12 protein-coding genes are annotated in these 12,973 nt (G+C 70.2%); 4 read left to right on the forward strand and 8 right to left on the reverse strand.

All coding sequences use genetic code 11. The features are described 5' to 3' along the window. Nucleotides 1-11: 11 nt before the first annotated feature. Nucleotides 12-878 (reverse strand): LysR family transcriptional regulator, encoded by an 867-nt coding sequence (locus tag ACZ592_RS34495; protein ID WP_471585650.1) that lies wholly within the window; start codon nucleotides 876-878, stop codon nucleotides 12-14. A gap of 124 nt (nucleotides 879-1,002) precedes the next feature. Here ACZ592_RS34495 and ACZ592_RS34500 point away from each other — a divergent pair, with 124 nt between their 5' ends. After that, on the forward strand, nucleotides 1,003-1,602 hold the full coding sequence (locus ACZ592_RS34500) for a short chain dehydrogenase (protein ID WP_471585651.1): 600 nt from the start codon (nucleotides 1,003-1,005) through the stop codon (nucleotides 1,600-1,602). A 172-nt stretch (nucleotides 1,603-1,774) separates the two neighbouring features. Here the strand turns inward: ACZ592_RS34500 and ACZ592_RS34505 are convergent, their stop codons facing one another. Next, nucleotides 1,775-2,158 carry a VOC family protein gene (locus tag ACZ592_RS34505; RefSeq protein ID WP_471585652.1) on the reverse strand — a complete coding sequence of 128 codons (384 nt, stop codon included), beginning with the start codon at nucleotides 2,156-2,158 and terminating at the stop codon, nucleotides 1,775-1,777. Between the two features lie 93 nt (nucleotides 2,159-2,251). Here ACZ592_RS34505 and ACZ592_RS34510 point away from each other — a divergent pair, with 93 nt between their 5' ends. Then, the gene (locus tag ACZ592_RS34510; RefSeq protein WP_471585653.1) at nucleotides 2,252-3,043 is read left to right on the forward strand and encodes a 2-phosphosulfolactate phosphatase; all 792 of its coding nucleotides are present in this window, start codon (nucleotides 2,252-2,254) and stop codon (nucleotides 3,041-3,043) included. 3 nt (nucleotides 3,044-3,046) lie between these two features. Here ACZ592_RS34510 and ACZ592_RS34515 read toward each other — a convergent pair whose 3' ends face one another. From ACZ592_RS34515 to ACZ592_RS34525, 3 genes are all read right to left on the reverse strand, one after another. Continuing rightward, nucleotides 3,047-3,577, reverse strand: coding sequence for a hypothetical protein (locus ACZ592_RS34515; RefSeq protein ID WP_471585654.1), 531 nt, complete (start codon nucleotides 3,575-3,577; stop codon nucleotides 3,047-3,049). A gap of 26 nt (nucleotides 3,578-3,603) precedes the next feature. Beyond that, nucleotides 3,604-4,215 (reverse strand): zinc metalloprotease, encoded by a 612-nt coding sequence (locus tag ACZ592_RS34520; RefSeq protein WP_471585655.1) that lies wholly within the window; start codon nucleotides 4,213-4,215, stop codon nucleotides 3,604-3,606. Nucleotides 4,216-4,443: 228 nt separating this feature from the next. Then, nucleotides 4,444-5,901: an MFS transporter gene (locus ACZ592_RS34525; protein ID WP_471585656.1), complete on the reverse strand. Its 1,458-nt coding sequence runs from the start codon at nucleotides 5,899-5,901 to the stop codon at nucleotides 4,444-4,446. Nucleotides 5,902-6,098: 197 nt separating this feature from the next. Between ACZ592_RS34525 and ACZ592_RS34530 the strand changes: the two genes are divergently transcribed. Continuing rightward, nucleotides 6,099-6,713, forward strand: a complete 615-nt coding sequence (locus ACZ592_RS34530) for a TetR/AcrR family transcriptional regulator (protein WP_471585657.1) — start codon at nucleotides 6,099-6,101, stop codon at nucleotides 6,711-6,713. A 94-nt stretch (nucleotides 6,714-6,807) separates the two neighbouring features. Here ACZ592_RS34530 and ACZ592_RS34535 read toward each other — a convergent pair whose 3' ends face one another. The 3 genes from ACZ592_RS34535 to ACZ592_RS34545 form a co-directional block, all read right to left on the reverse strand. Next, complete coding sequence (locus tag ACZ592_RS34535; protein ID WP_471585658.1) at nucleotides 6,808-7,065, reverse strand: ferredoxin; 258 nt, start codon at nucleotides 7,063-7,065, stop codon at nucleotides 6,808-6,810. Next, nucleotides 7,062-8,279, reverse strand: a complete 1,218-nt coding sequence (locus ACZ592_RS34540) for a cytochrome P450 (RefSeq protein WP_471585659.1) — start codon at nucleotides 8,277-8,279, stop codon at nucleotides 7,062-7,064. The genes ACZ592_RS34535 and ACZ592_RS34540 overlap by 4 nt, the downstream gene beginning before the upstream one ends. 1,515 nt (nucleotides 8,280-9,794) lie before the next feature. Then, entirely contained in the window at nucleotides 9,795-10,943 is a 1,149-nt protein-coding gene (locus ACZ592_RS34545) for a ScbA/BarX family gamma-butyrolactone biosynthesis protein (RefSeq protein WP_471585660.1), read from the reverse strand. 1,049 nt (nucleotides 10,944-11,992) lie between these two features. On the opposite strand from ACZ592_RS34545, the gene ACZ592_RS34550 reads away from it, so the two are divergent. Further along, complete coding sequence (locus ACZ592_RS34550; protein WP_471585661.1) at nucleotides 11,993-12,694, forward strand: HAD family hydrolase; 702 nt, start codon at nucleotides 11,993-11,995, stop codon at nucleotides 12,692-12,694. Nucleotides 12,695-12,973: the final 279 nt, after the last annotated feature.

Genomic DNA, 12,973 nt, shown 5'->3' on the forward strand with positions numbered 1-12,973 from the left:
CGGGCTCCCCGTCACGCGCTGACCACGTCCCTCACGGCCGAGACGAAGTCCTCCGTCCGCGGGTGAGTGGGATGGGCGGGGCGGGCGAGGTAGACGGTGGTGGCCGGGGCGTCGGAGACGGGGACGAAGCAGACGCCCGGGTGACCGTGGCTCTCCGCCGTGCCCGCGGCGCCGAGACCGAAGGCGCCGCCGGTGGCGATGAGGTTCAGCCACTCGTCCACGTTCGTCACCTCGACGGTACGGGCCGGGCGCTGCCGCGGCGGCCACAGGTCGGGCGAGGCGGTGCCGGTGTCCGGCCACAGAGCGAGCGGGAGTCCGGGGTCGACGGTGAGCTCGGCGAGCCGCACCCGGGTGCGGGCCGCGAGCGGATGGTCGTCGGGCAGGGCGGCGACACGGTCCTCGGTGTACAGGGCTTCGGTACGGATGCGCGGGTCGTCGGGGACGGTCCGCAGCACCGCCACATCGGTGTCCCCGGTGGCTAGTCCCGCGGTGCTGTTGTCCCGCCGGACCACGTCGAGGGGCGTATGGGGGTGCGTGCGGCGCCACGAGCGCAGGAGCGGAACCGTCTGCTGTCCCAGCACGGCGCAGGTGTAACCGAGCCGGAGCGGACGGGAGAGCGCCCGGGTGTCGGCGAGGGCCGCGTCCACGTGGGCGAGGATCGCCCGCCCGTGCCCGAGCAGCTTCGTACCCGCAGGCGTGAGGGCCAGACGCCGCGAGGTGCGGTCGACGAGGCGGACGCCGACGCGTGCCTCCAGCTTGGCGAGGGTGCGGGAGAGCGCGGGCTGCGTCATGTGCAGCCGGGCGGCCGCCGCGGTGATGGTGCCGGCCTCGGCCACCGCGTCGAGGGCCCTGAGGTGACGCAGTTCCACTTCATCCATGCCTATGGAGCATAGTCCCTGCCCAGAAGGCATTTCCGGGAGTGGGGGAGGGGTTCGTAGCGTGGCAGGCGTCCGGGTGTTTCCCGCCCGGGTTTCCTTCTCGACACGTGATGGACGGTGGACCATGAGGATTCTTCTGATCGGTGCGGGCGGCACGCTGGGCGGCGCGGTGCGGCGGGCGCTCGTGGAGCGTGAGCACGAGGTGATCGGTGTGGGCCGTTCCGGCGGTGACCTTGTCGCCGATGTCACCGATCCGCAGGCTGTCGCGCGCCTCTACGCGGAGGCCGGTCCGCTGGACGCGGTGGCGGTCGCGGCGGGCGACGCCGTGTTCAAGCCGCTGGGCGAGCTGACGGCCGACGACTTCGCGGCGACGTTCCGCGGCAAGGCGCTGAGCCAGCTCGAGCTGGTCCGTCAGGGCGCGGGGCAGGTAGCCGCGACGGGTTCGTTCACGCTGATCAGCGGAGTCCTCACCGAGGAGCCGATCGCCGCGGGGGCGGCGGCCTCGGCGGCCAACGGCGCGGTCGAGGCTTTCGTACGTGCGGCCGCGATCGAACTCCCGCCCCAGCGGATCAACGCGGTGAGCCCCACGGTCGCCGAGGAGTCCCTGTCGTCCTACGGCCCGTTCTTCGTCGGCATGGAGGCGGTGCCGGCGGCGCGCGTGGCGACGGCCTTCATCCGTTCGATCGAGGGCGCGCAGACGGGGCAGGTCTACCGGGTCCGATAGGCGCCAGGCCCACTGGGCCCCTGTCCGCCGGGGCCGTCGGGGTGGGTTTCCGCTCAGTCCTCCCTCGTGTCCGCTCCCGCCGCCCCGTCAACATCGCCGCCGCGCGGCTCACGCCAGACGGTGTTCGTCAGGTGGTCGGGGGTCGGGGGCCGCTCCGCCCCCGGCAGTGAGCTCACAGGGTCGTGGCGGCGCGGTCGGATTCGCTGCGCAGGACGCAGAACTCGTTGCCCTCGGGGTCCGCGAGGACAGCCCACCCCGAACCGTCGTGGTTGCGGCGGTCGACGACCGCCGTGGCGCCGAGACCCAGCAGCCGCTCGACCTCCGCCTCGCGCGTGGTCCCGGGCCGCAGACACAGGTGGAACCTGTTCTTCGCCGTCTTCGGTTCGGGCACCTGATTGAAGTGCAGGATCGGTCCCGCCGACAGCATCACCTGAGTCTCCCGGTCGCCCGGCCGGTCCGCGGGATGCAACGGCCGGCCGGTCACCTCACTCCAAAAGCGGGCCAGTTCATAGGCGTTCGCGCAATCGATCGCCACATTCTGCACAACAGAGACCATGGGCAGAGCCTGCCGGACCGATCAGTGATCCACCACTCATTTCCGTCCCGGGCTCGGCCCTCTCACTCGCCCGCTCTGGGAGGATCATCGGCCATGGACGACAAGCACCTGCAGACTGGCCACGGGATCCGTTTCGAGTGGGGCCCCACCGGTGCGGAACGACTGGCGGCAGACGTTGCCTGCGTCGTGGTCGTCGATGTCCTGTCGTTCACCACGTCGGTGACGGTCGCCGTCGAGGCAGGGACGCGCGTCTTTCCCTACCGCTGGCGCGACGAGAGCGCTTCCGCGTTCGCGGAAGAGAGGGATGCGGACCTGGCCGTCGGGCGCCGGTCGGCGACCGCCTCGTCACCCTGGTCCCTCTCTCCGGCCGCACTACGACGAGCCCCCTTCACGCCCCGCCTGGTGCTCCCCTCGCCCAACGGTTCCGCCATCTCGGCCTCGGCAGGCGAGTCGTCCGTGGTCGCCGGCACCCTCCGGAACGCGACAGCTGTGGGCCAATGGCTCACCCGTCAGGGGTACGGGACCATTGACCGTCCGGTCGCGGTGATCGCTTCCGGCGAGCGGTGGCCGGACGGGAGCCTGCGGCCGGCGATGGAGGACTTTCTCGGCGCGGGTGCCGTCGTCAGCGCGCTGACCAAAGCCTCGGCCGACGCCTTCGAGAGGGGGCGCGGGCTCCCGCTTCCGCTCTCGCCGTCGCCGGAAGCCGCACTCGCGGAGGCGGCCTTCCGGGCGACCTCGGACGTCGGCGCCGCGGTGGCCGCGAGCTCCTCCGGACGAGAACTGATCGACGGGGGATACGCCGAGGACGTCGCCGTCGCCACAGAGCCGGACCTCTCCACCGTGGTGCCCGTACTCGTCGACGGGGCCTTCGCACCCGCCCCATGACGGTTACCGGGGTGAGACATCGATTTCGTGGGCCACGGCCCAGGCCCAGTACTCGGCGACCGTACGGCTGTCGGCCGAGGCGACGGCGGACGTGGTCCGGGCCGGGGCGGCCGCGCCGGTGATGGGGGAGGGGGTGGTCTCCAGGAGCACCGCCTGACTCCGTCCGTCCGGTACGCGACCGGTGGCGAAGACGTACGAGTCGCCCTCGGCGAGCGGCTGTTCGCCGTGGTCGTACGTGACGGCGACGGTCCCCCGGAGATTCCCCTTGAAGGAGTGCCCGACGCGGACGGCGTAGAGGTCGGAGTAGACGCCGTACACGTCACGCTCGCCGACCCGGCGCACCACGGTGCCGGCGAACACGTCGTCCGCGGTCCCCGCCACCTGCCGCGCGTCGCCCGGGTCGTAGAGCGTGACGGCCTCGCCGGGACTGCCGGACTCGGCGGCGCCGGTCAGGGTGTACAGGCTCCAGGCGGACCCCAGCAACACCGCCATTCCGGCCGCGACGACCGCCAGGCGGCGGCGAAGATCACTCATGGCTCAGCCTCTCAGCCCCGCGCCCTTCAGCCCCACAGCGCGTGGTAGTTCTCCCGGTCCCGTCGGGTCGGCGCGCCGTCGGAGGGCATGTCGAACGTGTTCGGTGCCATCAACGAGCGGTAGGCCACAGGGTTCTTGTGGCAGAACCCCAGAGCGTGGCCGAGCTCGTGCGCGGCGATCATCCGCCGGTACTTGGTGTGCCCGTATGCCTTGCCGGCCCCCAGGTATGCGGTGTTCAGCTTCAGGGTGTCGGTGCCCCGCACCCCTTTCCAACGCCCGAGGATGTTCTTCCACGGGGCCCGAGCGGTGTTGACGTCCGACCATTCCAGGTCGGCGATGCGGCTCGCGTCGTCGGCGGGAAACTTCACCCGATGGAGTCCGTGCCGGCTCCAGACGTGGTGCGCGTGCCGTCGTGCGTCGTCGAACCGGGTCTCGTCCTCCCACGCGATCTCGCCGCTGTCCACGGACGAGTGCCCGCGCGAGTCCTCCAGCCCGTTCAAGCACCGTGCCGAGGCGGCAAGCTGCGCGGAGGCGGGCGGTGCGGTGACGAGGACCAGGGCCAGCGCCGTGGCGGACAGCAAGGCGCTCGAAGGCCGGGGGCCCAGCGGGCGGCCCGGGACGGCGAAGGATGTGCGCATGCGGCTCCAATCGAAGTTCACGCCATGGGACCTTCGTAGCCCGCTGACGGCCGCAGGGGAGCACGGGCGGGCCGGGACTCACCCGTATGCGGGGGCCCGACCTGCCCTGGCCGGCCGACAGGTCACCTGCTGCCCGACGAGGTGCGGCATCCCGCGGCCGCCCTGGCACCACCTGGCGGCGGCGCCCAAGGCGTGCGCCTCAGCAGGGTTCTGGCGGCGCTTCTTTGCTCAGGTGCCGGCCGGGGCGGTGCTCTGTTCGGTGTCGGCCGTGGGCGCAGCCGCAAGTGTGGGTGCGGTGGCCGGGGGGGGGATCAGGGCCGCGATGGCGGCGGAGACCAGGGCGAGGACACAGCCGATGACCAGTCCGGTGCGGAAGCCGTTCTCGGAGGTGAAGGTGTGGCCGCCGAGAGTGGTGGTCATCTGGGCGAGGACGACGCCGATGGCCGCGGCTCCGATCGAGGTACCCAAGGAGCGCATGAGGGCGTTGAAGCCGTTGGCCGCACCGGTCTCGGCGACGGGGACGGAGCCCATGATCAGGGCGGGCATGGCTCCGTAGGCGAGGGCGACGCCACTGTTCATGACCATCATCGCGATCATGAGGCCCCAGGCCGTGCCGGCGAGCAGCAGCGAGGCGAGGTATCCGGCGGCGAGAACGAGTGCTCCACAGATGAGGGTGGTCTTCGGGCCGCGGGAGTTGGTGAGCTTTCCGCCGAGGGGCGATACGACCATCATCATCAGGCCGCCGGGCAACATCCACAGACCGGCCGCGAGCATGGACTGGCCCAGGCCGAAGCCGGTCGCCTCGGGGTACTGGAGGATCTGGGGGACGATGAGCATGCTCGCGTACATGCCGAAGCCGATGAAGACGGAGGCGATGTTGGTGAGCAGCACGCGGGGACGGGCCGTGGTGCGCAGGTCGACCAGCGGCTGACGGGTGCGCCATTCGAACAGGCCCCAGGCGGACAGCGACAGTACGGCGACGGCGAACAGCGCGAGGGTGGTGGCTGAACTCCAGCCCCAGTCGGCGCCCTTGGAGACCGCGAGGAGCAGGGAGACCAGGCCGACGGCCAGTCCGAGTGCCCCGACGGCGTCGAAGCGCTGCCCCTTGGCGGGAGCGGGGACGTCGGGGACGAAGGCGAGGATCATGACGGCGACGGCCACGGCCAGGGCCGCCGCGCCCCAGAACAGCAGGCGCCAACTGGCGTACTGGGCGACGGCCGCGGCCAGCGGGAGGCCGAGCCCGCCGCCGATGCCCATGGACGCGCTGACCAGGGCGATGGAAGAGCTGAGCTTCTCCGCGGGGACGACGTCGCGCAGGAGGGCTATGCCGAGGGGGATCATGCCCATGCCGATGCCCTGCAGGCCCCGCCCGATGATCATTGGTACGACGCTGCCGGCCAGCGCACAGACGACCGATCCGACGACGAGCGGCACGGTGCAGGCCAGCAGCATGCGTCGTTTGCCGAGCATGTCGCCCAGCCGTCCGCTGATGGGTACGCACACTCCGGCGACCAGGAGGGTGGCGGTGACGACCCAGGCCGCGTTGGACGGGGTCGTGTGGAGCAGGCGCGGCAGGTCGGCGAGGAGTGGGGTGACGAGTGTCTGCATCACCGCCGCCGTGATGCCGGCGACGGCCAGCGTCGCGACGACGGGGCCGGAGCGATGCTCGACGGTGGGGTGAGCCATGGAGGTTTCCTCGGTTCGGGAAGGAGGACCGGTTCGTGTGCGCGCCGGGCAGGGCGGCGGAGTTGGCGGGTGCGGGAGTCCCGAGCGGGTAACGGGTGTCGGAAACCCGAGCAAGTAAGCAGTAGTCAACTATCGAATGGCACGGCCACCCTGTCAACCAAAAGTGAGCCTCGACTATCACTTGATAGGATGGCGGCATGACCCCGGATACCCGCAAGCCGTTGCGCGCAGATGCGGCGCGCAACGCGGAGAAGATCGTCAGGGCTGCGCGTGAGGTGTACGCCCAACGCGGCCCGGACGCACCGTTGGACGACGTCGCGCGGCAGGCGGGGGTGGGGATCGCGACGCTGTTCCGGCGCTTCCCCGACAAGGGGTCCCTGCTGCGAGCGGTGATGGACCTTCAGTTCCGCGAGCAGGTGGCACCGGCACTGGAGAGGGCGATGGAGGACACCGACCCTCGTCGGGGGCTGACTCTGGTGCTGGAGGCCGCCCTGTCCTCGGCGATGGACGACTACCACGTGCTGGCCGCGGCACGGAATGCGGGCGTGCTGTCCGCGGACACGAGCGACCGGTTCTTCGTGGCCCTGGAGCAGCTCGTGGAGCGCGGAAAGCAGGCGGGGGTGATCCGGGACGACCTCGTGCCGGAGGACCTGCGCCGGATCATGGCCATGCTGGTGAGCCTGTTGTGGACGATGGAACCGGGCGAGGACGGCTGGCGACGCTACGTGGCGCTGATCCTGGACGGCCTTTCTCCGGCCGCCGCAGGCCCGCTTCCCTGCCCGGCTCCCGCCCTGCTGCGCCGCGAGCCGTAAACCGCGACGCGGATCAGCGCTACCACTGGGCGGGTGCGCGGGGCCGCGTCTGCCACTGGCTGCTCCGCGATGTCCCCGCGATCGGGCGATGCTCCTACGATCCGTCTGCACGCAGGGTGATGGCGTTGCCCGGACACATGGCGGCAGCCTGTCCGGCCCGGCCGTGCACGGCGTACGGAGGGGCCGGGTCCAGCACGACGACCGTGCCGTCCTCGTCGCTCTGGTCGAACACCTCGGGCGCGGTCATGGCGCACTGCCCGGACCCGACACACTTGGCCGGATCGGCCTCCACCCGTAGGGCGTCACCCGCGGAACTCCCCGTACCGGCAAAGACGTTGCTCTCCGCGTTCACCACAGGAACGGCACCTCGCTCAGGCCTCCGGTCAGACGCTCCGAATGCTCGGTGAGGGAGTACGCGTCAATGGCGAGACGCAGGCCGGGGAACCGGGTGAAGAGCCGAGTGAACGCGATGCGCATCTCGGTTCGGGCCAGCGTGTTGCCGATGCAGTAGTGACCGCCGTGCCCGAACGCCAGATGGGCGTTGGAGGCACGCTCCGGCCGGAAGGCCTCCGGCTCGGCGAACACGTCCCCGTCGCGGTTGGCGGCGTTGATCGCGATCAGGACGGCGTCCCCCCGGAGGACGGTGACGCCCGCGAGGGTCACGTCCTCACGGGCGTAACGCAGCAGTCCCAGTCCTCCAGGGGCGGCCAGCCTCAGCACCTCCTCGACCGTGGACTGGACCAGTCCACCGGGGTCGGTGGCGAACGCGTCCCTGCGGGCGAGGTCGCTCAGCAGGAACAACACACCGAAGTCGATCCGGGCGGACGTCGTCTCGTGGCCGGCGAAGAGCAGCCCGGCGGCCAGCCGGGTCATGTCGTCTTCGGTGAACGAGGGATCCCGCGTCTGGACGGCGACGATGTCGCTCACCACATCCGGGCCTGGCCGCGCCCTCTTGGCCGCGGCCAGGCGGCCCATGTACGACTGGAAGTCGGCCATCGCCTGCTGCGCGTCCGCGCCGCCGTCCAGGACGCCGACGCGCTCGGACCACCCGCGCAGCAGGTCGCGGTCGCCCTGGTCGACACCGAGGAGTTCGCAGATGACCTGTACGGGCAGCGGGAAGGAAAGGTGATCGTGCAGGTTGACCGGTACGCCGGGTCGCCGTGCACGGACGTCTTCCATGCGGTCGAGGCAGCGGTCGGTCAGTTCCTCGATCCGTGCGCCCAGGCGTCGCATGCGCGGGGCGGAGAAGGCGGGCGTCAGGACTTTGCGCATGCGCGCGTGCTCGCGTCGTTCGTCCTCGAAGCTGCCGGCCGGTCCTGCCTGGATCGCGGCCTCCGAGATCTTCGACGCCTCTTCCGGTGCCGGGTGCGCCTTGCCGAACCGCTTGTCTCCCAGTACGGCGCGGGACTCTTCGTAGGCCGTCACCAGCCAGGCCGGGTCACCGGCCGGAGTGGTCACCCGCGCCAGCGGCCCCTGCCCTCGGCGGAGCAACCCGAATAACGGGGCCAGGTCCAGGACGTTGGGCCGGTCGAACGGCAGTCGCGGTGCGGAGGCGGGCGCTGTCATGAGCTTCTCCTCGCTGACGTATGCGACGGGGGCCCTGACCGGCGGGGCAACGCCCCGGGTCCGGGCGTTGGCGGCGACAACATCTGACGGAGCCTCACGGCCCCGACCCGGTCACGGACGACAACGGGCGCTGCCACCTCGTCACTAAGTGAGACTCGACTATCTCTTACCTCGAACCTAACATAATCGATACGCGGCTATCAGATGGAGCGGCGGATTCCGGCCGGGTGGCGAGGAGGGCTCACCGCCGTCGCCCCGGCTGCGCCCCCCCGGCGGCTGTGCAGGCGGTCCGACCTCTGCGAACCGGTACTTTCCGAGGGTGCGCGCAATGATCAACAGCGCAGGTGGGCGCGCGGATTGGTCGGCGCGGCGTGATGAGCGGTTCGGCGGTTCGGCTGCCATGACGCCCACGACAGGACCGGTCGGACGGGCGGAGATGCACCCGTGGTGTGCGATGGCAGTCCGCTCGGCCGGGCGAGCGAGGGCTGGGGAATGTGGCGAAGGATGTGCGGTCGGACGGGGGCGAGCGAGTCCGAGGGGACGAGCCCGAGAACAGCGGCCAGTACCCTCATCTCCAACTCCCCAACTCCCCAGTTGTCCAGGAGACTCCCGGGGAGGGGCGAGGGCCGTGCACATCGGCGATGGAATTGGCGTCGGCGTCGAGCACGTAGTGCGGCGCGGAGGACGCTTCGGCTGCGCAGGCGGTGCGCAGCGCGCAGAGGTTCGTCGACGGTGGCGACCTCGCTCTCCGTCACGGTCCGCGTCGCACGGGCGCAGGTCTGCCCACCGATGCAGCCGGCGCATCTCGCGGCGCGGAGTAACCGGTGTGATGCGCGTGCGCCAGCTGCCCCCGTCCGAACGGGGTCGCTGAATACCGCTGCGCGTCCAGCCTCGAGCGCGGTCTGGCGGCGGTCGAGGCTGGAGGCGTCCTAGGGAAAAGGCGGCCGTGCGTGGCGGGTTCCGCGGGCGGACGGGACGGCCGTGGTGCGTAAGCGGGCCATGATCGACCTACTCGACTCGGCCCTGCGCACCGCACAGCCGACGCGCCGCAGACGCTTCGCGGCAGGCGCCAGGGACGGTCCCGCCCGATAGGGCTGAACGGCGCATGGCGTTCCCCGTTGGCGCGGGCCGCTGCGTTTCTTCTGCTGATGTTCATGAAGCCGATGAAGCCCGCGATCGGCGTCCTGCCGCTTTGAGGGCCGGCGAGGGTGGGGGGTATTGACGGGGCGTCACGGACCGTGAATTGTGGCGGCGCCCGGAATTGCCGCCTCCGGTGCTCCTTTTGCGGCGCGGGTTGCATTGGTGAACCTGACTGCCTCTGCGTTGACGCTCACGTCATCGCGCTAGGTGCGGGCGCGTGTGAATTCCCCGCCGCCCGGCGCGCGCGGAGCGCTCCGCCCGCTCAACCTCTTCGGCTGAAGCCACATGTCCTCTGTCTTCGCTTCTCGCCTTCCACGTATTGACTTTTCGGAGACGGCATTCCGTTTCCTTGAGCCGATCTCACCTTGGCCGTTCTCACTCCGGGAGGGTGGTGGTGGTGAGTGTGGTGGTGTGGGTGGGCCGGTTGTTCTGGTGGCTGGTGATGGTGTGGGTTTGCGTGTGGGGCGTGTTGGGGTCGGCGGGGTGGGCGGTGGTGGTGATGTAGCAGGGAGTGGTGTTCTCGACGTAGTGGTGGAACTGGGTGTGGCTGTGGGTGGGATGGGTGTTGGCGGGGAGGTGGGGGTGGGCGGCCTGACGGGCGGCTTCGATGAGGACCATGCCAGGGATGTGGTCGGTGGGGTGATCGAAGAGGGTGGGGTGGTGGGGGTTGGGGTTGAGGAGCCAGGTGTGGGGCTGGTGTGTGGGGGCCAGCACGAGGTCGTGAGGGCGGACGCGGCCGAAGATGGTGGGGTTTTGGCCGGTGGGGGTGTAGTTGGGGGTGCTGGTGGAGGTGTGTGCGGTGTGGGGAGTGCGGAGTCGGTTGTAGGCGTTGGGGGAGAGGCAGGTGAAGTGACCACTGCCGGTGGCGAGGACGTGCGGGCCGTTGCGGATGGTGAGGGCAATGGTGAAGTTGCCGCGACGGGGGGTCGTGAGGGTGGCGTGGAGGGCGAGATTGGTGGGGGTGTCGGTGATGGTGAGGTGCTGAGGGTGGGTGGTGACGGTCATGTCCTGCATGACGAAGTGGTGGCCCAGGGGTATCTGGTGTTCGGTGTGGGCGAGGTAGATGCCGGTCTGGCGGAGGGTTTCGCAGGCCAGGAGGTGGTCGTGGCTGCGTCCGTCGGCAGTGGTGAAGAAGGCGTGGGCGCGGGGCCATTGACCGGTGAGGGTGTAGGTGTCGGCGCCGGTCTTCGTGTGGGCGGTCAGGAAGACCTCGGCGTGCGCGGCGCGGTGGACGTACTCGCGGGGCACGGTGGTGGTGAGGGCGGGCGGCGGTGTGGGCTTCCGGCCGGACGCGGCCGCCACGGGTGCGGCGGATGCCGGCTGCACGACGGGCGCGGTGGGCGCGGTGGCGGGTTCGGCGAGAGCGCCGGGGGCCGTTTGCTCGGTGCCGGCGGCGGCGGGTGTGGTGTCTGCGGTGTGCGCGGTCGGCGTGATGTTCGTGCTGCCTGCGATGTGCGCGTCGCGGATGGTGCGGGTGCCCTGGGAGTCTTTCGACTGGGGCAGTACGAGACTGCTCATGCTCATGGACCTCTCCCCCGGAGGTGAATGAAAGTGAGGCCATAACATACATACCCACCGGTTTCCTTTTCAAGGGTCGGTGGCGATTACATGTGGGCTCTGCGGGGAAAAGAATCTCTGCCGTTTCCCCGTTTCTCGTGACGCTGGGTAGTTGCGTTCCTGGTGAGGAGCGGGAAGGGGTTCCAGGGTTAAGGGGAATAATTCCGTCCGTTTATCGGGCGGAAACCGGCTGAGCGGTTCCCTTGTTATGCTTTTGCGCCGCCGGAGTTGGCCGGGCGTTTGTCCAGGTGCGGGGCATTGGGCGGACTGTGGCCGGAAATTGGGCCTGGTCCGGGCTGGTTCGTGCTGGTCGGAGGGTTTTGGCGGAGCCAGGTGCTGGGTGACGGAGTGTTGGGCCGTGATGCCCGGCCGGCGCGGGGCGGTTGTTCTTGCGCCGACGCGCCGGTTGGCCCGCTGCTGGCCGTGTTCGGTCTCGGTGTCGTCCTCGTTCTGGTTGTTCATGTGGCGGTTGCTTTTTGCTGGTTGATGGTTGCCTGGCCGATTGCTTTTGTGCCTATCGGGCTTCGAGGGGTGCGGACGGGCCGGCCGGACCTCGGCCGGGAGGTCGAGCGGTCGGTTGGTCGGTCGGGGCTGCCGTCGGCCGGTTGGTGAGGAGGGCGGTTGGCCGGGCCGCGGCCAGGTCCAGCCGTACTTGGCCGTCCCTGCGGGAACGGCCGCCCGACCCCTCGTCGGATCGCGAACTCTGGGCTTCTGCTTGGTGGGGACGCACGTCTTGTGGGGTCGGGTTGCTTGGTTGCTGCCGCGGCTGGGCTGATCCGGCTGTTGTTGCTCGTACGACTCGTACGGCCTACTCGTACTGGTTGCTTGAACTGGTTGTTTTGGTCGGGCTGGTCGTGTTGGTTGTGTGGGGCTGGCCCGGGCGTGCTCCGGGTCGGGTTTGTCGCGATGCGGCGGGAACGTCGCGTGGATTGATGGGGGTTGTCATGGGTCGGGATGTTCTTGGCGGGTCGGATCGCTCTGGCGCGGAGGCCGGTGTGGGGGAGGAGCCCGGGTCGGTGGCCGGGCTGGGCCATGTCGACCTGGTGGCGGTGAATATCGATGGTGTCTTGTTGAACGACAGTTTCGGTCCGGTGATCCGGCGGTTGGTGGAGTCGCGGGGCGGCCGGTACGGCGCGGAGTTGGAGCAAGCGCTGCTGTCGCAGTCGCAGCTGGTGGCGGCCCGGGCGGCGGCGGAGGTACTGGGGGGCAGCCCGCAGGAGTTGCTGGCCGCGTACTTCGAGGAGCGGGATCGGTATGTGAAGGAGCATCCGGTGCGGGTGCTGCCGGGGGCGGCGGAGTTGTTGGGCCGGTTGCGGGGGTTGGGGGTGCGCGTGGTGTGTTACGGAGGGCTGGAGCGGGCGCACTTCGACCAGTACCTGGGAGATCTGGCCGGGTTCTTCGACGAGCCGGTGTATGTGTGCACCAACGATTTCCGTCCGGGGATCAAGGAGATCGCCGAGCTGTTCGGACTGGGTCTGGACCGGGTGGTGTTCATCGATGATGTGGCGCGGGTGGCGCAGGCGGCACGGGAGCTGGGCGTGGCGTTCATCGGGCACCCCAGTGATTTCGAGAACGGCTACCAGCGGCCGCTGATGGAGCGGTCCGGGGTTCGGCACCTGGTGCGTTCGCTGGACGAGATCGATGAGGACCTGTTGCGGCGGGTGGACGCCGAGGCCGCGGCAGGCAGCAGCTGGCCGCAGGAGCCCTCGGGGGCCTGAGCGTTTCCCCGCCCCAGCCCCTTGCCCCCTGTATCCGGTTTCTTGTTCCCGATGTGTCCGGGGTGCGCCCGGGCTCGGACTGTCTTGGGCTCGGGCGCGCGTTTGTGTCTCCACGGCGTACGGGAGGCTTGGTGGCGGGTAGTGCTGCCCTGGTGGTGTGGGCCGGTCCGATCGCGGGTGGGTGGACCGCGTCACGCGGCGTGACGCCGGTCAGGCTCCAGCCCCGGAGGAGTAAAGAGGAGTGAAGTGGTAAGCGTGGGCGGGGGTGTTGGTGTCGCT

This window comes from Streptomyces sp. NPDC040622 (genome assembly GCF_055593965.1).

Bases quoted from the DNA above. Each gene is read 5' to 3' on its own strand.
- ACZ592_RS34540 (WP_471585659.1), bottom strand. From the start codon at position 8,279: ATGACAGCGCCCGCCTCCGCACCGCGACTGCCGTTCGACCGGCCCAAC.
- ACZ592_RS34500 (WP_471585651.1), top strand. From the start codon at position 1,003: ATGAGGATTCTTCTGATCGGTGCGGGCGGCACGCTGGGCGGCGCGGTG.
- ACZ592_RS34505 (WP_471585652.1), bottom strand. From the start codon at position 2,158: ATGGTCTCTGTTGTGCAGAATGTGGCGATCGATTGCGCGAACGCCTAT.
- ACZ592_RS34525 (WP_471585656.1), bottom strand. From the start codon at position 5,901: ATGGCTCACCCCACCGTCGAGCATCGCTCCGGCCCCGTCGTCGCGACG.
- ACZ592_RS34495 (WP_471585650.1), bottom strand. From the start codon at position 878: ATGGATGAAGTGGAACTGCGTCACCTCAGGGCCCTCGACGCGGTGGCC.
- ACZ592_RS34510 (WP_471585653.1), top strand. From the start codon at position 2,252: ATGGACGACAAGCACCTGCAGACTGGCCACGGGATCCGTTTCGAGTGG.
- ACZ592_RS34545 (WP_471585660.1), bottom strand. From the start codon at position 10,943: ATGAGCATGAGCAGTCTCGTACTGCCCCAGTCGAAAGACTCCCAGGGC.
- ACZ592_RS34515 (WP_471585654.1), bottom strand. From the start codon at position 3,577: ATGAGTGATCTTCGCCGCCGCCTGGCGGTCGTCGCGGCCGGAATGGCG.
- ACZ592_RS34520 (WP_471585655.1), bottom strand. From the start codon at position 4,215: ATGCGCACATCCTTCGCCGTCCCGGGCCGCCCGCTGGGCCCCCGGCCT.
- ACZ592_RS34530 (WP_471585657.1), top strand. From the start codon at position 6,099: ATGACCCCGGATACCCGCAAGCCGTTGCGCGCAGATGCGGCGCGCAAC.